The organism is Vibrio intestinalis (assembly GCF_025195085.2).
In the GTDB taxonomy this organism is placed as follows: Bacteria; Pseudomonadota; Gammaproteobacteria; order Enterobacterales; family Vibrionaceae; genus Vibrio; species Vibrio intestinalis.
Genome location: NZ_JANAVY020000010.1, coordinates 107,496 through 132,299 on the forward strand (window position 1 = coordinate 107,496; position 24,804 = coordinate 132,299).

The 24,804-nt window shown below is 45.6% G+C and carries 27 protein-coding genes; 12 read left to right on the forward strand and 15 right to left on the reverse strand.

The genetic code is table 11. The annotated features are described in order from the left end of the window. Positions 1–1,356, reverse strand: a complete 1,356-nt coding sequence (gene mpl, locus MU515_RS13770) for a UDP-N-acetylmuramate:L-alanyl-gamma-D-glutamyl-meso-diaminopimelate ligase (protein ID WP_260260999.1) — start codon at positions 1,354–1,356, stop codon at positions 1–3. Positions 1,357–1,686: 330 nt separating this feature from the next. Here mpl and fbp point away from each other — a divergent pair, with 330 nt between their 5' ends. Then, on the forward strand, positions 1,687–2,700 hold the full coding sequence (gene fbp / locus MU515_RS13775) for a class 1 fructose-bisphosphatase (protein ID WP_260261000.1): 1,014 nt from the start codon (positions 1,687–1,689) through the stop codon (positions 2,698–2,700). Positions 2,701–2,830: 130 nt separating this feature from the next. Next, complete coding sequence (ppa, locus tag MU515_RS13780) at positions 2,831–3,358, forward strand: inorganic diphosphatase (protein ID WP_260261001.1); 528 nt, start codon at positions 2,831–2,833, stop codon at positions 3,356–3,358. 63 nt (positions 3,359–3,421) lie between these two features. On the opposite strand, the gene MU515_RS13785 is transcribed toward ppa, so the two are convergent. Genes MU515_RS13785 through tamA form a run of 4 tightly spaced genes read right to left on the reverse strand, consistent with a single transcriptional unit; the run spans position 3,422 to position 9,647 of the window. Next, a complete protein-coding gene (locus MU515_RS13785) occupies positions 3,422–3,769 on the reverse strand; it encodes a DUF2799 domain-containing protein (protein ID WP_260261002.1) in 348 nt (115 codons plus the stop codon). A 23-nt stretch (positions 3,770–3,792) separates the two neighbouring features. Further along, positions 3,793–4,140: a gamma-glutamylcyclotransferase family protein gene (locus MU515_RS13790; protein ID WP_260261003.1), complete on the reverse strand. Its 348-nt coding sequence runs from the start codon at positions 4,138–4,140 to the stop codon at positions 3,793–3,795. A gap of 36 nt (positions 4,141–4,176) precedes the next feature. After that, positions 4,177–7,932 (reverse strand): autotransporter assembly complex protein TamB, encoded by a 3,756-nt coding sequence (gene tamB / locus MU515_RS13795; RefSeq protein ID WP_260261004.1) that lies wholly within the window; start codon positions 7,930–7,932, stop codon positions 4,177–4,179. After that, complete coding sequence (gene tamA, locus MU515_RS13800) at positions 7,929–9,647, reverse strand: autotransporter assembly complex protein TamA (RefSeq protein ID WP_260261005.1); 1,719 nt, start codon at positions 9,645–9,647, stop codon at positions 7,929–7,931. Before tamA ends, tamB begins: the two co-directional genes overlap by 4 nt. A gap of 128 nt (positions 9,648–9,775) precedes the next feature. Here tamA and msrA point away from each other — a divergent pair, with 128 nt between their 5' ends. From msrA to MU515_RS13840, 8 genes are all read left to right on the forward strand, one after another. Next, positions 9,776–10,408, forward strand: a complete 633-nt coding sequence (gene msrA, locus MU515_RS13805) for a peptide-methionine (S)-S-oxide reductase MsrA (protein ID WP_260261006.1) — start codon at positions 9,776–9,778, stop codon at positions 10,406–10,408. Positions 10,409–10,495: 87 nt separating this feature from the next. After that, complete coding sequence (locus MU515_RS13810; protein ID WP_260261007.1) at positions 10,496–11,047, forward strand: YtfJ family protein; 552 nt, start codon at positions 10,496–10,498, stop codon at positions 11,045–11,047. A 103-nt stretch (positions 11,048–11,150) separates the two neighbouring features. Then, positions 11,151–11,450 (forward strand): DUF2607 family protein, encoded by a 300-nt coding sequence (locus MU515_RS13815; RefSeq protein ID WP_260261008.1) that lies wholly within the window; start codon positions 11,151–11,153, stop codon positions 11,448–11,450. Between the two features lie 81 nt (positions 11,451–11,531). Beyond that, entirely contained in the window at positions 11,532–12,230 is a 699-nt protein-coding gene (gene zrgA / locus MU515_RS13820; RefSeq protein ID WP_260261009.1) for a zinc uptake protein ZrgA, read from the forward strand. A 68-nt stretch (positions 12,231–12,298) separates the two neighbouring features. Beyond that, positions 12,299–13,006, forward strand: coding sequence for an ABC transporter ATP-binding protein (locus MU515_RS13825; protein WP_260261010.1), 708 nt, complete (start codon positions 12,299–12,301; stop codon positions 13,004–13,006). Continuing rightward, positions 13,003–14,262 (forward strand): ABC transporter permease, encoded by a 1,260-nt coding sequence (locus MU515_RS13830; RefSeq protein WP_260261011.1) that lies wholly within the window; start codon positions 13,003–13,005, stop codon positions 14,260–14,262. Before MU515_RS13825 ends, MU515_RS13830 begins: the two co-directional genes overlap by 4 nt. Positions 14,263–14,264: 2 nt before the next feature. Continuing rightward, positions 14,265–14,762, forward strand: a complete 498-nt coding sequence (locus tag MU515_RS13835; protein ID WP_432816149.1) for a DUF3299 domain-containing protein — start codon at positions 14,265–14,267, stop codon at positions 14,760–14,762. Between the two features lie 291 nt (positions 14,763–15,053). Then, a complete protein-coding gene (locus tag MU515_RS13840) occupies positions 15,054–15,950 on the forward strand; it encodes a TIGR03899 family protein (RefSeq protein ID WP_260261012.1) in 897 nt (298 codons plus the stop codon). Positions 15,951–16,008: 58 nt separating this feature from the next. On the opposite strand, the gene pgi is transcribed toward MU515_RS13840, so the two are convergent. Beyond that, a complete protein-coding gene (gene pgi, locus MU515_RS13845) occupies positions 16,009–17,661 on the reverse strand; it encodes a glucose-6-phosphate isomerase (protein WP_260261013.1) in 1,653 nt (550 codons plus the stop codon). Between the two features lie 288 nt (positions 17,662–17,949). Here pgi and MU515_RS13850 point away from each other — a divergent pair, with 288 nt between their 5' ends. Further along, positions 17,950–18,369 carry a secondary thiamine-phosphate synthase enzyme YjbQ gene (locus tag MU515_RS13850; protein ID WP_260261014.1) on the forward strand — a complete coding sequence of 140 codons (420 nt, stop codon included), beginning with the start codon at positions 17,950–17,952 and terminating at the stop codon, positions 18,367–18,369. A gap of 82 nt (positions 18,370–18,451) precedes the next feature. Here the strand turns inward: MU515_RS13850 and alr are convergent, their stop codons facing one another. Further along, on the reverse strand, positions 18,452–19,528 hold the full coding sequence (gene alr, locus MU515_RS13855) for an alanine racemase (protein ID WP_260261025.1): 1,077 nt from the start codon (positions 19,526–19,528) through the stop codon (positions 18,452–18,454). 13 nt (positions 19,529–19,541) lie between these two features. After that, entirely contained in the window at positions 19,542–20,954 is a 1,413-nt protein-coding gene (locus tag MU515_RS13860; RefSeq protein WP_260261015.1) for a replicative DNA helicase, read from the reverse strand. A 176-nt stretch (positions 20,955–21,130) separates the two neighbouring features. On the opposite strand from MU515_RS13860, the gene MU515_RS13865 reads away from it, so the two are divergent. Beyond that, the gene (locus MU515_RS13865) at positions 21,131–21,895 is read left to right on the forward strand and encodes a DUF481 domain-containing protein (protein WP_260261016.1); all 765 of its coding nucleotides are present in this window, start codon (positions 21,131–21,133) and stop codon (positions 21,893–21,895) included. A 73-nt stretch (positions 21,896–21,968) separates the two neighbouring features. Here MU515_RS13865 and rplI read toward each other — a convergent pair whose 3' ends face one another. The 7 genes from rplI to MU515_RS13900 form a co-directional block, all read right to left on the reverse strand. Beyond that, positions 21,969–22,421 carry a 50S ribosomal protein L9 gene (rplI, locus tag MU515_RS13870; protein ID WP_260261017.1) on the reverse strand — a complete coding sequence of 151 codons (453 nt, stop codon included), beginning with the start codon at positions 22,419–22,421 and terminating at the stop codon, positions 21,969–21,971. 33 nt (positions 22,422–22,454) lie between these two features. Then, positions 22,455–22,682, reverse strand: coding sequence for a 30S ribosomal protein S18 (gene rpsR, locus MU515_RS13875; RefSeq protein ID WP_000090472.1), 228 nt, complete (start codon positions 22,680–22,682; stop codon positions 22,455–22,457). 15 nt (positions 22,683–22,697) lie between these two features. After that, positions 22,698–23,000, reverse strand: a complete 303-nt coding sequence (gene priB / locus MU515_RS13880; RefSeq protein WP_260261018.1) for a primosomal replication protein N — start codon at positions 22,998–23,000, stop codon at positions 22,698–22,700. An 8-nt stretch (positions 23,001–23,008) separates the two neighbouring features. Continuing rightward, entirely contained in the window at positions 23,009–23,410 is a 402-nt protein-coding gene (rpsF, locus tag MU515_RS13885) for a 30S ribosomal protein S6 (RefSeq protein WP_260261019.1), read from the reverse strand. Positions 23,411–23,623: 213 nt separating this feature from the next. Continuing rightward, positions 23,624–24,109: a bacterioferritin gene (gene bfr / locus MU515_RS13890; RefSeq protein ID WP_260261020.1), complete on the reverse strand. Its 486-nt coding sequence runs from the start codon at positions 24,107–24,109 to the stop codon at positions 23,624–23,626. A 74-nt stretch (positions 24,110–24,183) separates the two neighbouring features. Then, positions 24,184–24,372: a (2Fe-2S)-binding protein gene (locus MU515_RS13895; protein ID WP_260261021.1), complete on the reverse strand. Its 189-nt coding sequence runs from the start codon at positions 24,370–24,372 to the stop codon at positions 24,184–24,186. A 314-nt stretch (positions 24,373–24,686) separates the two neighbouring features. Further along, positions 24,687–24,804: EF-Tu C-terminal domain-related protein (locus tag MU515_RS13900; protein ID WP_490723101.1), on the reverse strand; the 118-nt coding region annotated here is incomplete at its 5' end.

Sequence of the window (24,804 nt, forward strand, 5' to 3'; positions counted from 1 at the left end):
TTATTTAGCCTTTAACTTTTCTAATAGTTTGCCGTGAATTCCTTCAAAGCCACCATTGCTCATTACCAAAATTTGATCGCCCGGTTGAGCTTGTTGGCAAATACCTTCAACAAGTTGGTCAATATCATCACTCACTTGCGCAGGCTGAACGCACTGCTTAGCGACATCTTCTACTGACCATTCAATGCTATCTGGCTGGTACAAGAACACGTGATCCGCTTGCTTTAATGAAGCTGCCAAGGTTTCTTTGTGTACGCCACGTTTCATGGTGGCGGAACGCGGCTCTAATACCGCGATGATTTTGCTGTCGCCGACCTTGTTACGTAAACCGCCAAGCGTCAGTTCAATCGCGGTTGGGTGATGGGCGAAATCATCATAAACAGTCACGCCATTCACCTCGCCTTTTAATTCTAGGCGACGCTTAGTATTAATGAACTTACGTAAGGCTTCACAAGCTAAATCCGCTGTTACACCAACATGACGCGCCGCAGCGATTGCCATTAGAGCGTTATCAACGTTGTGATCACCCACTAAGCCCCACTTCACCGTACCAACGCGCTCTCCTTTCAGATACACATGGAACTCTGAACCATCGTTGATCACTTTCTCTGCTCGCCAGTCACCTTCGTCGCCGGTGTACTCTTGCTCACTCCAACAGCCGCGCTGTAAAACATCCGCTATCGCTTGATCTTTTTGTGGCGCAAGAATGCGGCCATTCCCCGGTACAGTGCGCACCAAATGGTGGAATTGACGCTTGATCGCTTCTAGATCATCAAAGATATCGGCGTGGTCAAACTCTAGGTTATTCATTACTAAGGTGCGTGGATGGTAGTGAACAAACTTTGAACGCTTATCGAAAAAAGCACTGTCATATTCGTCGGCTTCCACCACGAAAAACATACTTTCACCCAAGCGAGCGGAAATACCAAAGTTGCCTAATACACCACCAACAAGGAAACCCGGTTGGTAACCACAGTCTTCAAGAATCCAAGACAACATGCTTGAAGTGGTGGTTTTACCATGAGTACCTGATACCGCTAACACCCAGCGATCGTGCAACAAGAATTCTTGCAACCACTGTGGCCCAGAGGTGTAACGTAGGTTGCTATCAAGCACATGCTCAACACAAGGATTGCCGCGACTCATCGCATTACCAATCACCACAAGATCAGGAGCTGGATCTAATTGAGAAGGGTCAAAACCCTCTATTATTTCAATACCTTGAGATTCAAGCATAGTGCTCATTGGCGGGTAAACATTGGCATCACTGCCCGTTACCTTATGCCCTAACTGACGTGCCAACATTGCTGCGCCACCCATAAAAGTGCCACAAATCCCCAAGATATGAATATGCATAAACCTAACCTTGTCCTACGCAAAAATGAAGCACTCATTATGGCGATAAAGGCAATAAAAGCGAACCGTTTTGATCACTCTAATTCAATTTAACCCGCTCAATTGCTGCTCATTTACCCACTCAAAACCTTGTTGAGTTTTCACCGCATTAGCAACTAAATAAATTGAGATCTCAAGCGGTTAGTTTATTACCCATAAAAAGATCTAGATCCTACAATTATCTCAACGGCTCAAAGAAGCCGCCCTTAACCTGCAGCCAATCCATTAACGGGTTCACTGTAGGCACTTAGCCCTGTGGTTTATACCCTCCTCTAACCAAAAGGAAATAACATGTCTGGAATGCGCACCCTTGGCGAGTTCATTGTAGAAAAACAAACGGACTTCCCCCACGCTAGCGGTGATCTCTCATCCCTACTTGCTTCAATTCGACTTGCAGCCAAAATCGTCAACCGTGAAATTAATAAAGCAGGCCTCGCTGATATTACTGGCGCGGTAGGTACTGAAAACGTTCAAGGTGAAGCCCAGCAGAAGCTGGATTTATACGCTAATGATAAGTTCAAAGCGGCGCTAGAAGCGCGCGATCAAGTCTGTGGCGTTGCAAGCGAAGAAGAAGACGAAGCGGTGGCGTTTAATAAAGATCTTAACAAGAACGCCAAATACGTTGTCCTGATGGACCCACTAGATGGCTCATCAAATATCGATGTGAATGTTTCCGTCGGCACTATTTTCTCCATCTACCGCCGAGTCTCTCCAATTGGCACCCCGCCAACTCAAGAAGACTTCCTCCAGCCAGGCAATAAGCAAGTTGCTGCCGGTTATGTGGTTTATGGCTCTTCTACCATGTTGGTGTACACCACAGGTAATGGCGTGAATGGCTTTACTTACGACCCTTCGATTGGCTCGTTCTGCCTATCACATGAAAACATGCTAATCCCTAAAGATGGTCAGATTTACTCAATCAACGAAGGCAACTACATTCGCTTCCCACTTGGAGTGAAAAAGTACATCAAGTATTGCCAAGAAGATCAGCCACAAGACAATCGCCCTTATACTTCACGTTACATCGGCTCGCTAGTGTCTGATTTTCACCGCAATCTACTTAAAGGTGGCATCTACTTGTACCCAAGTACGCAAAGCCACCCTAAAGGAAAACTGCGCCTACTGTATGAATGCAATCCAATGGCCTTCATCATGGAGCAAGCGGGTGGTAGCGCCTCTGACGGCGTGAATCGTATCCTTGATTTGAAACCGACCGAGCTGCATGAACGGGTACCTTTCTTTGTTGGTTCGAAGAATATGGTCTCTAAAGTGGAAGAGTTTTTAGAGCTCAACCGCGAAGACTAACCTCTCGTTTAAAAGCGCCTTTGGGCGCTTTTTTATTCAACAATTTTCACTACACTTTATTTACATTTGCGCCGTTTTGGCGATATCGTAATAGATGTTTTTTTGAACAATGATAAATAAGGATATACCCATGAGTTTGAATGACGTCCCTGCTGGCAAAGCACTACCAGATGACATTTATGTCGTGATTGAGATCCCTGCTAACGCTGACCCTATCAAGTACGAAGTGGATAAAGATTCCGGTGCCGTATTCGTTGACCGCTTTATGTCTGCACCTATGTTCTACCCATGCAACTATGGTTATGTAAATCATACCTTGTCACTCGATGGTGACCCTGTAGACGTACTTGTACCGACCCCTTACCCATTAATGCCAGGCTCTGTGATTCGCTGCCGACCAGTGGGTGTATTGAAGATGACCGATGAGTCAGGTGAAGATGCCAAAGTGGTGGCAGTACCACACAGCAAGATTTCTAAAGAGTATGAACACATTCAAGATGTCGGTGATATCCCCGAACTGCTAAAAGCGCAGATCACGCATTTCTTCGAGCGCTACAAAGAGCTGGAATCTGGCAAGTGGGTCAAAGTCGATGGCTGGGCAGATGTCGCGGCAGCGCGTGAAGAGATTCTAGAATCCTACCAACGTGCGCAAAAATAACCGCTAGCTTCTAAAAACAACATAGCCCGCACAGGCGGGCTATGAAAATATCAATTAAATGAATTACCAAAGATCGCGTCTACCGTTGTAGTAATCTTGGCGGAAAAACGGGTCTTGGTCATCACAAATGCCACGATACGCTCTACCCAATCTGCCAAGCATGTACGCGCTTTGGTCACAGTAAGTTTGCTTACCTTGTTCGTAACCTTGTAGATACGCTTGATAGAAGTCATCGTTAATGGCACTTTGAGCGTCCAATTTGGCTAACTTATCTTCCGTTTGAACGATGTAACCATCCATCGCACGCTGCTTACCGTAAGCAAGCCAATCCGACTCGCTTTGTAAAGCTGGAAGAGGTTGGGCACTACAGCCGACAAGCAAAGCTGTTAATAACATCAGAGTGTACTTCATTATTGGTCTCTCCTCGTATCGAGCTAAACCCTTTGACACCAATCCCCTGAAGAAATCATCACATCTAACTGGCTTGAATCTTGATACAGATAAATCCAAGCCTCGCCAAATGGAGTCGAGATTAACTCGCGTCGATATTCCACAGGAACATCTTCCAATTCATCAAGAGCTCGCAGAGTCGCTTCATTTACTAAGTATACTTCACCAGAAATACTTTGATGCCCTTCGACAACGGCAGGGTAAGTCCCCAAATCATAAAGTGCGTATTGTGCTGGCGTTTGATGTCCGCCAAGGTATTGAGCATCCGCAAGATAATGGGCATTAGCCTGCCCTTCTCGCAATGTGCCATAAACAAATACCAAATGCTGCATCTTGTGCCTCCTTTTACGCGCCGAGCCAATAAATGATCAATCAAACTCAAATTGATACAGAAGATCGACCGCGCTATCTAACCCTGATACGGCTTCAACATAAAGATCTTTCATTAAGCGATAACGCACCGTGAACTCACCGACGGAATCAAAAATCCCTACGCCATATTTGACCTGTAACCCAGGAAGAATATAACCACTCACCGTCACTTGGGAATCATCCCCAGTACCCGCGGTATCAAGCTGCAGATCTTGCACCCCGAAGGCTTCACCAATCTCACCAACCAAACGGCCACTCTTAGCTAAGCTTAAGCCAATTAAGGTCGTGGTCATCGAGTTACCACCCGACTCCCCATCAATATCTTGGCCACGTAGCAAGTATGACAGCGCATTAGCTTGCGGCATGGCTGGCTCTGAGAAGATAGACACTTGCGGCTCATCTGCCGAGCCTGTCACTTTAACCCCAGCAATCACTTCATCTTGAGTGTTTTCTGGATTTCGTATCGCAGAGATTTGCAGATAAGGCTGATCCGCGGGGCCATTCATTAAGATTTTACCTTCTTTGATCAATAGATCTTGGCCAAATGAAGAGTAAGAACCATCAACGATATTCACTTCACCAACAATAAATGGGCCTTTATTTTTCTGCGTTACATTCAAGTTACCCACTAGGCCACCTTCAAGGCCAAACGCCGATAACTTAAAGTCATCGCCTATCTTAATGTTGATGTTGGTTTCAACTTCAAAAGGCACTTTGCTCTCTTCATCGACCGGCTGACCATCAGCATCAACAATAACTAAGTCTTTAGACACACCAACTGCACTGGCAGGTACATCTTCAACCACTACTCGGCCCCACGGCAGGGCAATTGAACCATCAATTCGAGCGTTCTTTGGCGAAGCTGAGATAGTCATATCTGGCACGACTTTCACCTTCACCATAGGCGGAACATCGACCATTAGCTCTTCGGCAAATACTCGCACCTTACTCTGCCAGTTAGCAAGGTCTTGCCAATCAGCATTACCTTCGACATCTAACTCACCATCTGGCGTTTGTATCGCAGCATCAATCAACGCTTGGTAACCAGAGAAGTTAACCACTAGGCGGCCAGAGTCGATATCAATCGGAGAGACTTCCCCTTGCAGCAACATATCATCAACCACGAACTGACCGTTCACCTTTGGGTGCATCAGAGGGCCAGAGATATCGAGATCCGTTGATAGATTAGCATTGAGCTGGCTGTATTCTCCTAACAACACGTTGAGGAAATCGAGGTTGAAGGTCGACAATGCAAGCTTAGCCTGTAACTGCTTATCTTCTACCGTCACATCCGGGATCATCAGCTCACCAGATACATCGCCGTTATCGGTGACATCAATGAGCCAATTGGCGTTAAGTTGGTTGTTGAGCAAATCCGCGTTTAACTCAATATTCTGCCAACCAACAACTAAAGGCTCACCCACTTGCTGCGTTACTTTGCCCGGAGCAAGGGTAATTGAAGCTTTAACTTGAGGTGCTTTACTTGCGCCCCACTTGGCCGATGTGCTGGCATTTAGCGAACCTTGTAACTGAGTCTCGGCTGGTAAAAACATCGCAATCTGCTCAAAATCGAACTGATTGATCGCCAGTTGCGCTTCACCACTTTCGCCTACTTTGATGTCTTGCTGTAAACAGACCGATGCTTGATCTTGTAACCAACAATGAGCTGCGACTGAAACCTCGGTATTGGCCGAATCAAAACCAAGCGCCGTTGGTTGATTTAGCTGCCACTGACCTTGTTTTGAGTTCAGTGTCATGCGGGTTAACGAACCATCCCACTTAAGCGCAGGTTTATCTTCAAGTGCGCCAGCCAAGGCTAGGCTGGTTGACGCAATATCAGAACGGACATCAAGGGTCAGATTGTGCTGTTTCTGACTACCGTTTAACTTCAGCAGAACTTGCTCGACCAAATAATCTTGATAGCGAGCTTGGTCGACTTGTAGTGTGAGTTGGCCTTGTACTTGAGGTAGTGGCGTTACTTCACCAGTAAGTTTAACTTGTTGTAGCTTAGCTTGATCTTGCCAAGCAATATTCTCGGCCTGTAGATCAAGCTCGACTTGCGGCTGCTTCAAATCGCCTCGCAGCTTCACACCACCTCGAGCCTGACCTTGTAAATCAGGAACCGACTTCACCAAGCTTGGTAAATCTAACGCGAGATCAAGCTGCCATTGCTGAGCGAGTTCACCCTGTGCTCGAATACTGTTTGGCCCATGAGACAACACCAAGCGTGGCGTTTTTAAGAAGATTTCCCCTTTACCCGCCTCATCCAATGCTTGAAGCGAGCCTTCGATATTGAGTGGGTAGTCACGAAGTACACCATCAATATCGAGCTGAGGTAAGTTGACCTTCCAGCCACCTTTTGCAGTTAAAGCGCCATCGGTTTTCAATGTACCACTAATTTGTCCCTCAGCCTCAGGCCATTGCAGCCCCGGTTGGATGTCAGTCAGCTCAAGTTGCGCTTGCCAGTTAATCGGCGCTTGCCAATTGGCCATCACTTGGCCTTCAACCATGCCTCCTAGGGTTTGTAGCTCAAGTTGCGACAATTGAATATGGTTTAAATCACCTGCGCCTTTTAACTTGATGCCTAAATCAGGGATCGGAGTACCTTGCACTTCTGCCTGTAACGCTAACCCGTAAGCTTTCAATGAGCCTTGTCCCTTAAGCTCATCAATCGCTACTTTGTACTCTGCCTTACCTTTTAATGGCCACTGCGCATCCGCTTGAGTTAACGCCAGGTCAAACGGCAACTGTGGCTCAAGCGGCTGCAAAGTCGCCACTAAATCACCACTTGCTAAACCACTAAACAGTGCCTTTAGGTTTAACTCAGCCACCGTACCATTCGCGTTTAGCTTTATTTTTTGCCCTTTGGCAATTGGGTCATTGACCGTCGCCGCTAAGTCTAGCTCTAGCGGATAGTCACCCACCATCTCTAGCTGACCAGAGGCGGTGGCTGACACCTGCGGCATTTCAAGCTGTAAGGTATTGAGATTTAACTTTGATGATCGCGCTAATAGCTCCAAGCCAAGATGATTAACTTCAACAGGTGTCTCTTGCTGTAAAACAAAGTCATGAATGTCGAGCCGCTTTACATTCACAGAAAGAGGTAACACCACCTCCGGTAATACAATCACCTGCTCAGTATTGGGCTGATTAGCGGTATTGGCTTTCGGTTCAGGTGTTGCCTCTGCTAACGCGACATTGATCCCTGATAGCAGAGTGGTATTCAGCGTTAATCTTGAGCCTTGGAAAGAGAATCCGGTGGTAAATTGCTGCCACTGAATATGATGACCAAGCACTTTTAAATCGATGTCGTTCAGTGCAACTCGACCAACTCGAATCGGTAACGGCGACGTTATTGACGCAGAAGATGAGGTTTCCGGTGCTGGCTCTGCACTGCTTTCAGGCAGCTTAGGCATTGCGAACTCAAGTCCAGAAAGACTTAACTCATCGACACAAACACTAGGCTCTGTAAAACAGGCAGGTTTTACTGCTAGCGTTAATGCATCAACCTTGGCATCGACTCCTAACGATTCATCATTAAACGTGACGTTGTTTAAAATAAAACGAGGGAATATTGCGCCTTGGTAATCACCAACCTGTAGCTGTGGAACAAATTTCTCCGCCGTCCAAAGTGCAAGGCTCAGGCCCGGCCGAGAAAACAGCAAAATTGCTAACGCTACGCTGAGCACCAACAACAGAGAAATAAGCGAAATCGATAGCCATTTTGACCATTTTAATACCACTTTGGTCATAGCTCAGGCCCTAAAGTAAAGTGAACTTGGAACTCATCACCTGGGTTTGCATCAAAGCCCCAAGCGAAATCAAGACGAACAGGGCCAACCGGAGAGGCCCAGCGAATACCGACACCTGCACCACGCTTAAAATCAGCTTGGTCATTAAAGGCATCACCATAATCGTAAAAAATCGCGCCCCACCAATTGCCATAAACTCGGTATTGGTATTCTAACGATGTGGTCACCATGTACTTAGCACCCGTCAACGCACCACTGCTGTCTTTCGGGGAGATCGACTCATAGCCATAGCCACGTAAGTTGTTATCACCACCAGCAAAGAAACGCAGCGATGGCGACAATTTTTCAAATTCATCAGTAATATTGGCGCCACCATCAATTCGGAAAATTCCACGATGATTACCGCCAATACTACGGATCCACGACGTGCCGGCTTGAGCACGGATCACGCGCGTTTCTGACAGCGCATTAGGATCGCCATATTCCAAGGTTAAACTTTGACGATCGCCCCACATCGGCATCGAGCTACCGCGCACACGAGTACGAGAAAACGAAATACCCGGCAACAAGAATTGCGCAGTATCGTCTTGCAAACCTTGTTCGTAGTTTTCTAGCAAGTAACGAATAAACAAGGTTCGATGCCAGCCATTATCCAAGGTCCAGTGACGCTCTAGCGCTAGGTTGGATTCCAAGCTTTTGGTGTCACGGTTATCGAGGTTTTTCATCCCGTATTGAATTCGATAGTACTCATTGAGCACGTCATCAAGCGGAATGCGATAGCCAGCGGTAATGGTTTGTTCAGGCGCGGAAAGAGAAAAACTGCTATCGAAGCTGTGTCCTCGAGAGTTCACCCAAGGCTTTTTCCATTTTAACGAACCTCGCACGCCCACATCGGTCGAGTAACCGATACCCGTTTCTAATTGGTTGCGCGCTTGAGGTGCGAGAGAAACTTTAACCGGTAGATTACGCCCTTTGCCTAACTGGCTTAAATCTGGTTCAACAAATACCGAAGAGAACCAGTCAGTATTAGACAAGTTCTGGTTGTATTCACCGATCTTGGATACATCATAAGGTTCACCAAGTTCATACGGTTCGAGAGAGTGCACTCGGTCTTCTTCGATTTGGCTGCCATTGATACTGGTCTCACCAAAGTGATAGCGCATGCCACTGTCGTAATGCAGACGAATATAAGCTTGATTTAGCTCGGGGGAAACCTCCAAACGGCTGACTTCAAAATCCCCTTCGAAGTAACCTTTTTTCAATGCGAGGTTACGAATACCTGATTTTAAAGCGTCATAGAGACCTTGGTTGAGCGTGTCTCCCGTTTTAAGGCCGCTTTTTTCCACCAATTTAGTAAAGTCTTCATCTTTGCTGGCCTCACCTGCAAATTGAATATCCAATTCATCAACAAGCACGGGGGCGCCAGGAGTCACCGTGACTAATAATTCTTTACCATCCTCTTCCGCTGAAAAATGAAATTCAGGGTGATAGTAGCCAAGTGCATTCAGCGCTTCTGTAATGCTTTTTTCTAACCGGGCTCGGAAACGTAGATTGGTGGAATAGTCAGATTCTGGAATGGAAGCGAGATAAGCATCCACATTGGTTTTCAACTCACCATCTAAGCCCTTAACTGACAGATCCACACCTTTTGCGATGCCATAGCTCGGCATCGTCAATAGTGTGGCAACGATAAATGATAAAGGCTTTCTTCTCATGGACTTCTAAGGCTGTTATTTTCGTATTGTTTGTTATAAATGATAACGTTAGTTAATAAAATAGTCTGTATGAAAACCGTTAATTTCTCGGTCTACTACTCAAAGGAAGGCTCAACAAGGATACTGCCATGTTAGATAAACAAACTATGATCTCCCCAGAGCGTGCTCTCATTGGCCGCGACACACCTATGTCGATTGAAGACCAACACTTCGTCAATCAATCTAGCTTGAGTGCAATGCCAAGTGGCAATCAGCAACAAGTCCTACTAGGTATGGGATGTTTTTGGGGCGCTGAACGACTGTTTTGGCAACTGGATGGCGTGGTTAGCACCTCTGTAGGCTATGCGGGTGGTTATACTAAAAACCCGACCTATGAAGAGGTTTGCTCTGGTAAAACGGGGCACACAGAAGTGGTGCGAGTGGTATTTGATACCAATGAAATTACCCTTGCTGACCTATTGAAAACCTTTTGGGAGCGCCATGACCCAACTCAAGGTATGCGCCAAGGCAACGACTTAGGCACACAATATCGTTCGGTGATTTATACCTACAGCCAAGAGCAATTCGATATCGCGCAGCAATCGAAGCTCCAATACCAAGCGTTACTTGGAGAAGGCACAACCATCACTACGCAAATCGAAATGGCTCAAGAGTACTTCTTTGCCGAGACTTATCATCAGCAGTACTTAGCCAAAAACCCAAATGGATATTGCGGCCTTGGTGGTACGGGGGTTTGCTTCCCACCAACGGAAAATGAATGATTCGACCACTCTTTCTCTCTATTGAGTATATACTTTAGAAACATTTAGCTTCATCGGTATCACCGCTAGGACACTAAGGAAATCATAATGAAACACAAAACGTTACTTGCGCTGGCGCTTACTTTTGCTTCCAGTTCTGTTTTTGCTCACAACATCAAACTAGAGCAAGCCGTGCCAAACGTTGCGGTAACAAGCCATGGTGAAATCTTGGTTCAAGACAATGATACGGTTTATCAAGCTTGGGATACTCAAGCGATGCTTGGCAAAGTTCGTGTTGTTCAAGCGATTGCTGGTAGAAGCAGCTCTAAAGAGATGAATGCACCTCTTATGGCAGCAATCACCGCTGCCGACTTCCCTGCTGAGAGCTACCAAACAACAACCATCATTAACCAAGATGATGCTATTTGGGGTACGGGCTCGTTTGTAAAATCGTCTGCGCAAGACAGCAAGAAAGAGTTCCCTTGGTCATCAATGGTATTGGACGAAGATGGTGTGGTAGCGAAAAAATGGGGACTTCAAGCAGAGTCATCCGCGATTTTAGTGCAAGACAAACAAGGTAAAGTGCTCTTTATCAAAGAAGGTTCGCTCAACGAGAGTGAAATCCAACAGGTTCTCGGCCTAGTTAAACAAAGTTTATAAGCTATTATTCAGGCCGTTATACAACTGATTTTACAAATTAGTCTTAACCTTTAGAGTCGAGTTGTTATAGTATAACAACTCGACTTTTTCTTGGTGGTAAAACGTGGTCTCTCTCTACGCTCAAACACGCAAATCAACCTTGGTCGCATTCTGTGCAGCCATGTTTATGCTGTGGATGAGTTTTGCCTATATTGAGCACCAATACGACCTTTCCCCTCACCACCATGAACACCACCAGTGTCAGCTGTTTGCTAATGCCCTGCATGGCACACTCAGCGCCCCTATCCTCTTTGCTAATCCACTATTGCAAGAGTCGCCGTATTTCTTCTCCGAGTATCCATACATTGCGGCTCCAGTCATAGTGCCATTAGCGCGCGCACCGCCTGAGTCAATCTATACTTAAATTTCTTCTCCCTATTTGATACCTGAGCGAGCGGTTCGCTCAGGTATGTTTTAAAAAATTTATAATGACTCAGGATTTAACATGATTAAGTACTCTCCACTTGCCCTTTGCCTTGGCCTTGCTCTTTCTCAAACAGCGATGGCTGAAGATCACTTCCGCCAACATGATGCCCATGTGCATGGTGAAGTTGAATTCAATATTGCCCAAGATGGTCACGAGCTATTAGTAGAGATTACCGCTCCAGGTGCAGATGTAGTTGGCTTTGAACACGCTCCTCAAAACGACGAGCAGAAGAAAGCACTTGAGCAAGCTGAAGCTCACTTAAACAACGCTAACTCTGTGTTACTTTTAGCGTCTAGCGCACAATGTAAGCTAGAGCACAAATCCGTGACACACACGTTAGGTCAAGATGAGCATGAAGGTCACGATCACGATAAACACGATCATGATGATGACCATGAAGGCCATGACCACGATAAACACGATCATGACCACGATAAGCACGATCATGACCACGATCATGACCACGACCATGAAGGCCATGACCATGATAAGCACGATCATGACCACGAAGGTCACGACCATGAATCACATGGTGGCCACGGTGAATTCACCATCGAATACCATTACCACTGTGATAACCTAGCCAAACTTGATGCAATTGACACAAAATGGTTTGAGCTATTCCCAGCGACGAATAAAGTGAAAGTCAACTTGTTGACTGATACTAAGCAAGCAGCACTAGAGCTATCTGAAAAACAGAGCACCATTAAGTTTTAATCTAGAACTTGCTTAAGCCCAATAGCCTGAGCTGATCAGGCTATTGGCATCACTTATTGGAAGCAAAAATGACAACAGAAACATTACCCCCTGTGGTACTCCTCAATCAGGTTAAGTACCGCTGGGCCAATAATCCAAATCCAACGTTAGATATCCCTTTACTGGAAATCTCACGCGGTGAGCACTTATTCATTAAAGGCCCAAGTGGCTGTGGCAAGTCCACATTACTCGGTTTGCTTACAGGCATTCTCAAGGCGGATGAAGGCCAAGTTGATGTTCTTGGTCAAGATTTGAAAACCCTGAAAGGTGCGCAGCGCGATCGTTTCCGAGCCAATAATATTGGTTATATTTTCCAGCAATTTAACTTATTGCCTTACCTAAGCGTGATTGAAAACGTCGTGCTACCTTGCCAGTTTTCTAAATCTCGCCGCCAGCAAGTGGAGGGCAGCTTGCAGCTGCAAGCTCGTTCGCTACTCACTAAACTGCATTTACCCGAAGCCTTGATGGATAAACCCGTCACAGAGCTTAGTATCGGCCAACAACAACGGGTAGCGGCGGCACGTGCTCTTATGGGTAATCCACAGCTGATCATTGCCGATGAACCGACCTCCTCACTGGATCATGACAACCGCACCGCATTTATCGAGCTATTGCTTGAACAAGTAAATCAAGCCAACGCGACACTGCTGTTTGTCAGTCACGATCCGACTTTAGAATCGCTGTTTGACCGCACGATCGATTTACAATCTCTAAACCAAGCAGGAGCGCAATCATGAGCCCCACATTAATGCTCGCTTGGAAAAGCGCGAATAACCGTCGCCTTACCGCTATTCTTACCATTCTCACCGTAGCGATCTCTGTCATTCTTCTTCTGGGTGTAGAACGAATCCGAACTCAAGCCAAAAGCAGCTTCGCCAATACCATCTCAGGTACCGATTTGATCGTCGGTGGCCGCTCAGGACAAGTGAACTTATTACTTTATTCCGTGTTTAGAATTGGCAACGCTACTAACAACATTGATTGGAAAAGCTATCAAGAATTTAGCCAACATCGCTCAGTAAATTGGACGATTCCACTCTCACTGGGCGACTCTCATAAAGGCTTTCGCGTATTAGGTACCAATCAAAGTTACTTTGAACACTACCGTTATGGCCGCAAGCAAAACCTTGCCCTAGAGCAAGGGCGCCCATTTAACGGATTGTTTGAGACCGTGATTGGCGCAGATGTCGCGAAAAAGCTTGGCTACACTATAGGTAGTGAAATTATCATCGCGCATGGCATCAATGATGCGGGTTTCAGTCGCCATGACAAATTACCGTTCAAAGTGGTTGGTATTTTTTCTCCAACCGGGACACCAGTCGACAAAACCGTGCACGTCTCTTTGGAGGCGATTGAAGCTATACACGTGGGTTGGGAGTCAGGTGCTAATCTGGGGAACACGCCCTCTGCGGATCAGTTACTTCAGCGTGACTTTGAACCGCAACAAATCACCGCTATGCTGGTGGGCTTGAAATCGAAGATTCAAACCTTTGCTTTGCAGAGACAGATTAACACTTACCCGAAAGAACCACTAAGTGCCATCTTACCGGGGGTCGCCCTACATGAACTTTGGGGCATGATGTCGGTAGCAGAGCAAGCCTTGATGGCAGTATCAATATTTGTTGTTGCGGCAGGGTTACTGGGCATGTTGTCGAGCTTACTGACGAGCTTGCAAGAAAGGCGACGCGAAATGGCCATCTTGCGGGCAATGGGCGCAAGACCAAGGCATGTATTTTCGTTGCTCATCTTAGAAGCCAGCGCGCTGACTACGGTGGGTATTGTGGTAGGAACCGCTGGCCTTTATGGCCTGTTAGCCGTCATTGGCCCTATCATCGCCCAGAACTATGGTATTCAATTACCACTTATCGGCCTAAGCCAATACGAATTACTCTTGCTTGGCGCTGTACAGCTTTCTGGCACAGTAATTGGTATTATCCCTGCCATCCGTGCTTATAAACAATCACTCAGCGACGGCATGACAATAAGAGTTTAATAATGAAAAAAGCAGTTCTATTTTTCTTTTGGGCCATCACTATGGTGGCTCTACCTGGGCAAGTCAGTGCCAACGAAGATCTTCTCCAATTGGATTGGATTGATTTGGTCCCTGAAGATGAGCGTAACCAGTTTGATGCCGTTGGCATGCCTGTTACCGATCACTCGGGTGCAGCCGCTCAGCAATTAAAGGTCGGCAAAGTTCGCCAAGAGCTCAACGGCAGTGAAGTGAAAATTCCCGGCTACGTTATCCCACTAGAAGGGGATGAAGACACCATTACTGAATTTTTACTGGTGCCTTACTTTGGCGCTTGTATTCACGTACCGCCACCGCCACCAAACCAGATCATCTATGTTCGTTTTCCTAAAGGTGCACCAGTACAGCAGTTATGGGATGTGATTTACGTGATTGGTAAACTAAAAACTGAAGTGGTCAGCCATGAACTGGCAGAAACAGGTTACGTAATCGAAGGCACAGACATAGCGGAATACGATTACTAACTTTGATTAACATTTAAGCAACCTGTTAATTATCCTTACTATGTTAGATATCTAGATAAATAGACTAACACTGCCAAATAAACTAGCAGTAACAGGGTAATTGACAGGTGCTTTAGCAGTTTATTGTCACTGAAATATTTCATAAAGCCCTCTCGATAAGCAATAACAATTTTAACAAACCATTATCATAACGCCTAGCAAATTTTTGCGTCACGAACTTGCCGAGTTTTTCTGGTAGCTTTTGCATGAAAAAGGTACAGTGATAAGCTCTCTGTTGGTTAAGGAAATGGTATGTCTGAGAGCAACAAACCTGTGGTGATTGACCACGAACCTACTCAAGAAAATCAGCAACATAAGAAGTCCCAATACGTCAAAGACAGCTCTAGCCGAGTTGTGCATATTGCCCAAACATTTGGACTCGATGCTCTCCTTCAAAAAGAAGCGCCACAGAAGCCTGCACTTGAACGTTCTCTGGTTCGTGAACGCCGTAGACGCGAGCAAAGACAAAAGAACCTAGAACAAATCCTAAAACTGACACATTCTTCATGCAGTGATGAAGCCGCAGGTGAACCAGATCAAGACTGGCTATATCGCTTTTTCGATATGGCTCAGGAGGTGCATAACCCATCAATGCAGAGACTATGGGCGCAAGTGCTAAAAAGGGAGATCACCAACCCCGGCTCTACGTCAATGAAAGCACTGAAAGTTCTACAAGATATGACGCCGAAAGAAGCGCAAATCTTACAACGTGCCGCATCATTAGCATGCAGTTTTGGTTCAGACAACAGCCGAAAACTTCTCGTAGGCTACCGCTCTCAAGGGGGCATTTTCAGTTTTGGTAAGCGTAATATCACCAGCAACATCAATGTGGGTAACTTCCAACTGCCCTACTCAAGCTTACTGGTACTGTTTGAACTTGGGTTAATGCATGGTACAGAACTAGAATCCGGCGAGATTGAGCTAGAATCACCATTGCCTCTTATTTATCAAGGCAAACAGCTCGCTCTACAAGCTCATAGTAAAGGGGTAAGACTGCTCTATTATCGCTTTACACCAACTGGCAACGAGCTATGCAAATTGCTAGGGAACAAGCCGAATAATCAATACTACGATCAGCTTATTGCCCTATTAGGCCAAAAGTTTACGACTCAGACAGACGCGCCAAGTAGTATTCATCACACGGTGTAATAGCCATAAAAAAACGCCAGCGAAATGCTGGCGTTTCTGTATCCGTTACGACGGTAAACTATGCTTTGAACGCTTTAAATGCGTTAATCAAACCATTGGTTGAGCTGTCGTGTGAACTGATTGCTGTTGCGTCAGCTAGCTCAGGTAGGATCTGGTTTGCTAGTTGTTTACCTAGCTCTACGCCCCACTGGTCGAAGCTGAAAATATTCCAGATAACGCCTTGAGCAAAGATCTTGTGCTCGTACATTGCGATTAGGTTACCTAAAGTACGAGGAGTAATTTGCTTAACTAGGATTGAGTTAGTTGGGCGGTTACCTTCAAACACTTTGAATGGTGCTAGAGTTGCCGCTTCTTCCTCAGATTTACCTGCTTGTGCAAATTCAGCCTTCACCGTTTCTTCTGTCTTACCAAATGCTAGCGCTTCAGTTTGAGCGAAGAAGTTAGACATTAGCTTCTGGTGGTGATCGCCTGCTGGGTTGTGGCTTAGTGCTGGTGCAATAAAGTCACAAGGAATCAGCTTAGTACCTTGGTGGATCAACTGGTAGAACGCGTGCTGACCGTTAGTGCCTGGTTCACCCCAAATGATTGGGCCAGTTTGGTAAGTCACTGCATTGCCGTCACGATCAACGTATTTACCGTTCGACTCCATGTTACCTTGCTGGAAGTATGCAGCGAAACGGTGCATGTACTGATCGTAAGGTAGAATCGCTTCTGATTCCGCGCCGTGGAAGTTGTTGTACCACAGGCCAATCAGCGCAAGGATTACTGGCACGTTGCTTTCTAGTTCAGTAGAAGCAAAGTGGTTATCCATCTCGTGAGCGCCGTCTAGTAGCTCAACAAAGTTGTCGTAACCTACCGCTAGTGCAATTGAAAGACCGATTGCAGACCATAGTGAGTAACGGCCACCAACCCAATCCCAAAACTCAAACATGTTGTCGGTATCGATGCCGAACTCAGAAACCGCTGTTGCGTTAGTTGATAGTGCAGCGAAGTGTTTCGCTACGTGCGCTTCTTCACCCGCAGCTTCTAGGAACCAATCACGTGCTGTATGCGCGTTTGTCATCGTTTCTTGTGTAGTGAATGTCTTAGACGCGATGAGGAATAGCGTTGTTTCTGGGTTTACTTTCTTCAACGTTTCAACGATATGAGTACCGTCAACGTTAGAAACAAAGTGTAGGTTTAGGTGGTTTTTGTATGGCGCTAGCGCCTCTGTCACCATGTAAGGACCAAGGTCAGAACCACCGATGCCGATGTTTACGATGTCAGTGATTGCTTTACCTGTGTAACCTTTCCACTCACCGCCAATAACGCGATCAGTGAATGATTTCATTTTTTCTAGTACTGCATTTACAGCAGGCATTACGTCTTCGCCATCAACCATTACAGGCTTGTTGCTGCGGTTACGTAGAGCGGTGTGAAGCACTGCGCGATCTTCAGTTTGGTTGATTGCTTCACCGCTAAACATCGCTTCAATCGCAGACTGAAGTTCTGTTTCTTTCGCGAGTGCGAAAAGGTGTTGTAACGTTTCTTCGTTAATTAGGTTTTTTGAGTAATCGACAAGAAGATCGTCACCAAAACGTGTAGAGAACTTATCAAAGCGTGCAGCATCCTGAGCAAATAGCTCAGTCATATCCATATCTTGTGCAGATTCAAAATGCGCAGTCAGCGCTTTCCAAGCTTGTGTTTGCGTTGGATTAATATTTTTCAACATGGTCTCTATCCCGATGTTACAGTAGGTTTTTATTCCCGGCTTTTTTACAAAACCTTAGGAATCCCCGATTTTAGCAAAAATTAATATAATGTAGATGTTTGGGCTAATTGCCACAAAACAAGGTTATGTAGTTTTTTTTCAGTGGCTAATTATGACGCAGTTGTTTTTCACTCACATTGAGTTAAATCACATTAGCTCATCTAGCAATTGCAACTAAACAATTAATACCCGTGAGATTAGACTAGCCACAAGCTCTCATTTTGCCAAATAAATATAAAAGGAACGTTTATGTGGTCTCAGAAAACGATCAACTTGCAACAACGCCCACGTGGATTTCATCTGATCACTGATGAAATTGAACAACAATTACCGCAAATTAGATCATTATCAGTAGGTTTATTACAGCTGTTTATTCAACATACGTCAGCCAGCCTCACACTGAATGAGAACGCAGATCCGACGGTTCGTCATGATATGGAAAAGCATTTCAACAAGTTCGTTCCTGAGCGCGCACCTTACTATCAACATACCTATGAAGGGGATGACGATATGCCCGCACACATCAAAGCATCGCTACTCGGCGCAAGTGTCACTATCCCCATTTCAAATGGCCGACTGGCATTGGGAACATGGCAAGGTATTTATTTGGGTGAACACCGAGACATGGGTGGCAGTCGCAGAGTGCTGGCAACCATTCAGGGTGAATAATTTGCTTAATCAACTTCAATGAGACCAACAAAAACAGCAGCTATGAGAGCTGCTGTTTTTCTATCTGAGATTATATGTAGGCTTACTTGGTATAAACCATCTCAACGCGCGAGGTCAGTTTAGTCACTAATTCATAAGCGATAGTACCGATGTGGTTAGCCACTTCTTCGGACGGTAAGTCTTTACCCCACATGATGGCTTCATCACCCACTTTATCTTGCGCATCAGGGCCTAAATCAACCGTCAACATGTCCATTGAGACACGGCCAGCAATCGGTACTCGTCGGCCATTCACGAGCACTGGCGTACCGTTAGGCGCAGTTCTCGGGTAACCATCACCATAACCAATCGCGATAACGCCCATTTTTGTGTCTCGCTCGCTGGTCCAAATGCCGCCATAGCCAACACTCTCACCTTTTTTCACATCACGTACCGCGATTAAGTGAGATTTCAGCGTCATGACAGGTTGGTAGCCAAGCTCTGCGGCGGTCTTATCAGCGAAAGGCGAAACACCATACATAATAATGCCCGGTCTAACCCAATCAAGATGGCTATCTGGCCACGCTAAAATACCGGCAGATGCCGCCATAGAGCGCTCACCTTGGCAACCTTCTGTGAGAGATAAAAACAGTTCCGTTTGATCGACCGTGGTCGACTTATCTAGCTCGTCTGCACTCGCAAAATGACTCATGAAACGCAGTGGTTTCGCCACATTATCGCAAGCTTTAAGACGGGTAATAAAGTCATCCAATTGTTCAGGGCGCACACCTAAGCGGTGCATGCCTGTGTCAATTTTGATCCACACTTTAACCGGCGTCTCCAAGTCAGCTTGCTCTAAGGCTTGTAGCTGCTCTTCGCAATGCACCACTGTTTGAATGTTGTTAGTAACCAAAACAGGTAAATCACCCGATGAGTAAAAACCTTCCAATAGTAAGATAGGCTTTACAACTCCGCATGCACGAAGCTGAAGGGCTTCTTCAATGCGGGCTACACCAAAGGCATCGGCGCCATTGGCATGTTGAGCAATATGGCGTAGACCATGGCCATATCCATTGGCTTTTACCACGGCAATAATCTTACAAGACGGTGCTTGCTGCTTCACTTGGGTCAGATTATGTTGCAGCGCATTTAAGTCCACATGCGCTGTGGCGGCCTTCATATAACTCATAGGCTTATTCTTCATCCACATCAAACGCAGGGCCTGCGTAGTTATCAAAGCGAGACCATTGGCCTTGGAAGGTTAGACGAACCGAACCGATTGGGCCGTTACGCTGCTTACCAAGGATAATCTCTGCGGTGCCTTTCATTGAGCTATCTGGGTTATAAACCTCATCACGATAGATGAACATGATTAAGTCGGCATCCTGCTCGATAGAGCCAGATTCACGCAAGTCTGAGTTTACTGGTCGCTTATCGGCACGTTGCTCTAGGGAACGGTTTAGCTGCGATAGTGCTACCACAGGTACGTTCAACTCTTTCGCTAATGCTTTCAATGAGCGAGAAATCTCAGCGATTTCCAAGGTACGGTTTTCAGACAGTGCTGGTACGCGCATCAACTGCAGGTAGTCGACCATGATCATTGATAGACCACCGTGCTCACGAGCAATACGACGAGCACGAGAACGTACTTCAGTCGGAGTAAGACCAGAACTGTCATCGATGTACATGTTCTTCTTCTCCATCAGGATACCCATGGTAGAAGAGATACGCGCCCAATCCTCATCATCAAGCTGACCAGTACGAATCTTGGTTTGGTCGACGCGAGAAAGCGACGCGAGCATACGCATCATGATTTGTTCTGATGGCATCTCTAGCGAGAAAATTAGCACGGGTTTATCAGAAACCATGGCCGCGTTTTCACACAAGTTCATCGCAAAAGTGGTTTTACCCATCGACGGACGCGCAGCCACGATAACTAAGTCAGAACCTTGCAGACCAGCGGTTTTCTTATTCAAATCGGTAAAGCCAGTATCGACACCTGTCACACCATCTTGTGGTGACTTGTAGAGTAACTCGATACGCTCTAATGTTTTTTCTAGAATGTTGTCGACGTTTTGCGGGCCTTCGTTTTCATTGGTGCGCGATTCAGCAATCGCAAACACTTTACTCTCGGCCATGTCGACCAAGTCTTCCGAAGTGCGGCCTTGCGGGTCATAACCAGCATCAGCAATCTCATTGGCAACACCAATCAAATCACGAACGACAGCACGTTCAGCAACGATGTCCGCATAGGCATTAATGTTTGCCGCAGAAGGGGTGTTTTTTACCAGATCGGCAAGGTAAGCAAAACCACCGACATCTTCGAGCTGCTCATGCTGCTCAAGGTGTTCAGAGAGGGTAATTAAATCCAGCGGTTTGCTGTCTTCAAGGATACGCTGAACCGCTTCAAATACTAGACGGTGCGGGCGGCTGTAAAAATCGCGTGCGACCACACGCTCAGCAACCGTATCCCAACGCTCGTTATCCAGTAATAAACCACCAATAACAGATTGCTCTGCTTCTAGGGAATGCGGAGGGGTTTTGATTGCATCCACTTGGGCATCAAAATTTTTACGTTTGCGATTGTCCGGTCTGGTATCTGCCATGGTCTTGCTCAACAACTTTCTATGACCGCTCATTATAGCGAGAATCGCGTCATTGTCTTTATCAGAACCAAAGTTTGTCGACATCTAATATAGATTTAACCTATTGCTGACCGAGAAAAGCTCGTTTGAATCTATATTCCCCGTTTAACTTACCTTTTTATTATTTGAGGTTGTTTGTGTCGAAATACTGGCTTGCGAGTTTAGCCTTAATGTCCCCAATGTTTTCCTATGGACAGGAAGCGCCTGAGCAGGCTACTGAGATTGAGGTTCCTTCCCCTTGGACATCTGAGGTTGAGTTTGGCTACCAGTCGCACACCGGCAACTCAGATTCGCGTTCGTTAAACTCCCGCCTTAATGCTGAATACACAGAAGGACGTCACCGAACCAGCGGTGAGTGGAAGTTCTACCTACTTTACAAAGATGGTGAAGAAGACAAACGCCAATCAACCTACACTGCGCAAAGTGACTACAAACTTGGGCCTAAGACCTACTTGTATGGCAGTTTCAAAGGGGTGGATTCCCGTTACAGCGCTTACTTTAAAGATTACACCTTGTCAGGCGGTCTCGGTTATCAGTTCTCGAATACCGATGAGTTTGTATTTGAGTTGGAACTTGGCCCGGGCTTTCGTTACCAAGAACCAAATAAAGATGAGATCGATGATGACGATATTATCTTCCCAGACATGGTTGAAGAGGCGATCTTTCGCGGCAACATCAATACCTCATGGCAAGCGCTCGATAATTTGAGTATCTCGGCTGACCTGACGCTAGTTTCTGGTCACAGCAACACGCGAACTGATACCGACATCAGTGTGACCAACAATATTACCGAAGACATCGCGCTTAAAATCTCTCATTCACGCCAATACCACGATAAAGTGCCAGAAGGATTAGAAAAAGCCGACAGCATCTTTGCCATCAACTTACTGTTTGTCTTCTAGAAACAAACATTTTCTTCAGACATAAAAAAAGCACCTGCGAACAGGTGCTTTTAAAATACGTCTTGATACTGAATTACTCAGCAGCAACAACTTGTAGGTTAACTGTAGCGAATACTTCAGAGTGAAGTTGAACGCTAATCTCGAACTCACCAGTGTTACGTAGTGCGCCTTCAGGAAGACGAACTTCGCTCTTAGAAACTTCAACGCCAGCTGCAGTGATTGCATCAGCGATGTCACGAGTACCGATAGAACCGAATAGTTTGCCTTCGTCACCAGCTTTAGAAGCGATAACAACAGCTTCTAGAGCGTTAACTTTCTCAGCACGTGCTTCAGAAGCAGCTAGTTGCTCAGCAACTTTAGCTTCTAGTTCAGCGCGACGAGCTTCGAACATTTCAACGTTGCCTTTAGTTGCCATAACTGCTTTACCTTGTGGGATAAGGAAGTTACGAGCGTAGCCAGACTTAACGTTTACTGTATCGCCAAGACCACCTAGGTTACCGATTTTATCAAGTAGAATAACTTGCATTGTTTAATCCTCTTTCTTAATAAAACGAACCGATTACTGATGCTTGTCAGTGTACGGTAGTAGAGCTAGGTAGCGTGAACGCTTGATAGCGCGAGCTAGTTGACGCTGGTACTTAGCGCTTGTACCAGTGATACGGCTAGGTACGATTTTACCAGCTTCAGTGATGTAGTTTTTAAGAGTTGCTACGTCTTTGTAATCAATCTCTTGTACGCCTTCTGCAGTGAAACGGCAGAATTTACGACGACGGAAGAAACGAGCCATGGGCTATCTCCTGATCTAAATGTAAGTAATGTTGTCGGCATGCAGCACTAGTTTTCCCACGCCATTTCGGCCGGTTTGATAAGCGACAAAACCGCCTACCTTAATGCTACTGCCTTGTACTAAATCGTGAGTGAATGTTGTTGACCTTTGCCCACTAATCACTACCGGCATGCGACAATAAACTTGTCTCGGTAGGTCAGCTTCAATAACCGTAGAACGATGCTCCAGCCAAAACCGGCAATGTTCTACGCCACTAGGGCTTTTACTACGAATAGGAGGCTTAGCAACAGTGCCACTTAGCTCCATTCGATTGGTCATACAGTCAATTACTCAGCAGCTGCTTCTGGCTTAGCTTCAGCACGCTGTTCTGAACGCTCTTCACGACGAGGAGCACGCTCTGCACGCTCTTCTTTTTGCTTAAGCATGATAGATTGCTCAGTGATAGCAGACTTAGTACGCATGATCATGTTACGTAGAACTGCATCGTTGAAACGGAAAGCAGTTTCTAGTTCATCGATTACAGCTTGGTCAGCTTCAACGTTCATTAGAACGTAGTGAGCTTTGTGAAGCTTGTTGATTGGGTAAGCCAGTTGACGACGACCCCAGTCTTCTAGACGGTGTACTTTACCGCCAGCTTCAGTGATAGAACCAGTGTAACGCTCGATCATGCCAGCAACTTGCTCGCTTTGATCAGGGTGCACCATGAATACGATTTCGTAATGACGCATTGGTTGCTCCTTACGGATTATTAGCTTCCACAGTTGGCTCAGTCATCCAGAGGAAGCAAGGAACTAAAGATAATTGACTGAGATTTAAGGAGCACGAATAGTACAGAAACAGAGCAACTTTAGCAAGAGAAATGTATTGCTCATGGAATAGGTAGGAAACAAATCAGCGCCTAGGAATTTAGGCGCTGATAGCAAGAGTTAGAATTCTAATGGTTAACCATCATCATCTTCATCAACATATTGAGCTTGAAGATAATTTTGAATACCCGTCATGTCAATTAAACCTAGTTGCGTTTCTAACCAATCCACATGTTCTTCTTCATCTTCCAAGATATCTTGGAACAGATCACGTGAGACATAATCATGGATGTCTTCTGCGTAAGCGATAGCGTCTTTTAAATCTGGTATGGCGGCCATCTCTAACTTCAAATCGCACTCAAGCATCTCTTTGGCATCTTCACCAATCATCAGCTTGCCGAGATCTTGCAAGTTCGGTAAACCTTCTAAAAATAAAATCCTTTCAATAAGATGATCGGCGTGTTTCATCTCATCAATCGACTCATGGTATTCCTTATCCGCTAGATGTTTTAGACCCCAGTCTTTATACATCCGCGCATGTAAGAAATATTGATTGATCGCGACAAGCTCATTGCCGAGCACTTTGTTGAGATGTTGAATTATTATCGGATCGCCTTTCATGACAAAACCCTCCTCGTTGGCTCACTTTAAACTGTAGAACCAATCAAGAAGGTGTCAAAAAGCCGAACAGGCGTCTAACTGGCCTGTTGATACAAAACTGGGACGGTTTGGTCGAGAATTTCTTTTGCCTGCTTAACGCATTTACCACATTGACTGCCTAACGCAGTGCATTTTTTAATGCCTCGAATATCAGAAATGCCCTCTTCTAACGCTAACTTTCTGATTTTTTTATCAGAAACACCATGGCATAAACAGACGTACATACTACTTCCCAAATAACAGCTTTACGCAAAGAAATATAAACAAGAATTGTTATTGTTACCACTTAGATCTACAGTCAATTTAAGACCGATTTGTTATATCAAAACCGAGATGAAGCACGGATATGGCGCGCTATTGAAGAGTATGAGACTGGGGAGTTTTCTGGCATCGCTAAGTGAATGTTTTATCGATACGCAACTGAGTTGAAGGGATATTGAAGTTTCAAATTTGCTTATAACCAAAACGAAAAAAGGAAGCCGAAGCTTCCTTTTTTCTTAATGCGAGTATCGCAATATCTTCAGATAATTCTTAAGAATTAAGCGAAGATCTTAGCAACAACACCAGCACCTACTGTACGGCCACCTTCACGGATCGCGAAACGAAGACCTTCGTCCATTGCGATTGGTGCGATTAGCTCAACAGTCATCTGGATG

Excerpts from the sequence above, each read along its gene's own strand:
- mpl (WP_260260999.1), bottom strand. The coding sequence starts at position 1,356 with ATGCATATTCATATCTTGGGGATTTGTGGCACTTTTATGGGTGGCGCA.
- fbp (WP_260261000.1), top strand. The coding sequence starts at position 1,687 with ATGTCTGGAATGCGCACCCTTGGCGAGTTCATTGTAGAAAAACAAACG.
- ppa (WP_260261001.1), top strand. The coding sequence starts at position 2,831 with ATGAGTTTGAATGACGTCCCTGCTGGCAAAGCACTACCAGATGACATT.
- MU515_RS13785 (WP_260261002.1), bottom strand. The coding sequence starts at position 3,769 with ATGAAGTACACTCTGATGTTATTAACAGCTTTGCTTGTCGGCTGTAGT.
- MU515_RS13790 (WP_260261003.1), bottom strand. The coding sequence starts at position 4,140 with ATGCAGCATTTGGTATTTGTTTATGGCACATTGCGAGAAGGGCAGGCT.
- tamB (WP_260261004.1), bottom strand. The coding sequence starts at position 7,932 with ATGACCAAAGTGGTATTAAAATGGTCAAAATGGCTATCGATTTCGCTT.
- tamA (WP_260261005.1), bottom strand. The coding sequence starts at position 9,647 with ATGAGAAGAAAGCCTTTATCATTTATCGTTGCCACACTATTGACGATG.
- msrA (WP_260261006.1), top strand. The coding sequence starts at position 9,776 with ATGTTAGATAAACAAACTATGATCTCCCCAGAGCGTGCTCTCATTGGC.
- MU515_RS13810 (WP_260261007.1), top strand. The coding sequence starts at position 10,496 with ATGAAACACAAAACGTTACTTGCGCTGGCGCTTACTTTTGCTTCCAGT.
- zrgA (WP_260261009.1), top strand. The coding sequence starts at position 11,532 with ATGATTAAGTACTCTCCACTTGCCCTTTGCCTTGGCCTTGCTCTTTCT.
- MU515_RS13825 (WP_260261010.1), top strand. The coding sequence starts at position 12,299 with ATGACAACAGAAACATTACCCCCTGTGGTACTCCTCAATCAGGTTAAG.
- MU515_RS13830 (WP_260261011.1), top strand. The coding sequence starts at position 13,003 with ATGAGCCCCACATTAATGCTCGCTTGGAAAAGCGCGAATAACCGTCGC.
- MU515_RS13835 (WP_432816149.1), top strand. The coding sequence starts at position 14,265 with ATGAAAAAAGCAGTTCTATTTTTCTTTTGGGCCATCACTATGGTGGCT.
- MU515_RS13840 (WP_260261012.1), top strand. The coding sequence starts at position 15,054 with ATGTCTGAGAGCAACAAACCTGTGGTGATTGACCACGAACCTACTCAA.
- pgi (WP_260261013.1), bottom strand. The coding sequence starts at position 17,661 with ATGTTGAAAAATATTAATCCAACGCAAACACAAGCTTGGAAAGCGCTG.
- MU515_RS13850 (WP_260261014.1), top strand. The coding sequence starts at position 17,950 with ATGTGGTCTCAGAAAACGATCAACTTGCAACAACGCCCACGTGGATTT.
- alr (WP_260261025.1), bottom strand. The coding sequence starts at position 19,528 with ATGAAGGCCGCCACAGCGCATGTGGACTTAAATGCGCTGCAACATAAT.
- MU515_RS13860 (WP_260261015.1), bottom strand. The coding sequence starts at position 20,954 with ATGGCAGATACCAGACCGGACAATCGCAAACGTAAAAATTTTGATGCC.
- rplI (WP_260261017.1), bottom strand. The coding sequence starts at position 22,421 with ATGCAAGTTATTCTACTTGATAAAATCGGTAACCTAGGTGGTCTTGGC.
- rpsR (WP_000090472.1), bottom strand. The coding sequence starts at position 22,682 with ATGGCTCGTTTCTTCCGTCGTCGTAAATTCTGCCGTTTCACTGCAGAA.
- priB (WP_260261018.1), bottom strand. The coding sequence starts at position 23,000 with ATGACCAATCGAATGGAGCTAAGTGGCACTGTTGCTAAGCCTCCTATT.
- rpsF (WP_260261019.1), bottom strand. The coding sequence starts at position 23,410 with ATGCGTCATTACGAAATCGTATTCATGGTGCACCCTGATCAAAGCGAG.
- bfr (WP_260261020.1), bottom strand. The coding sequence starts at position 24,109 with ATGAAAGGCGATCCGATAATAATTCAACATCTCAACAAAGTGCTCGGC.
- MU515_RS13895 (WP_260261021.1), bottom strand. The coding sequence starts at position 24,372 with ATGTACGTCTGTTTATGCCATGGTGTTTCTGATAAAAAAATCAGAAAG.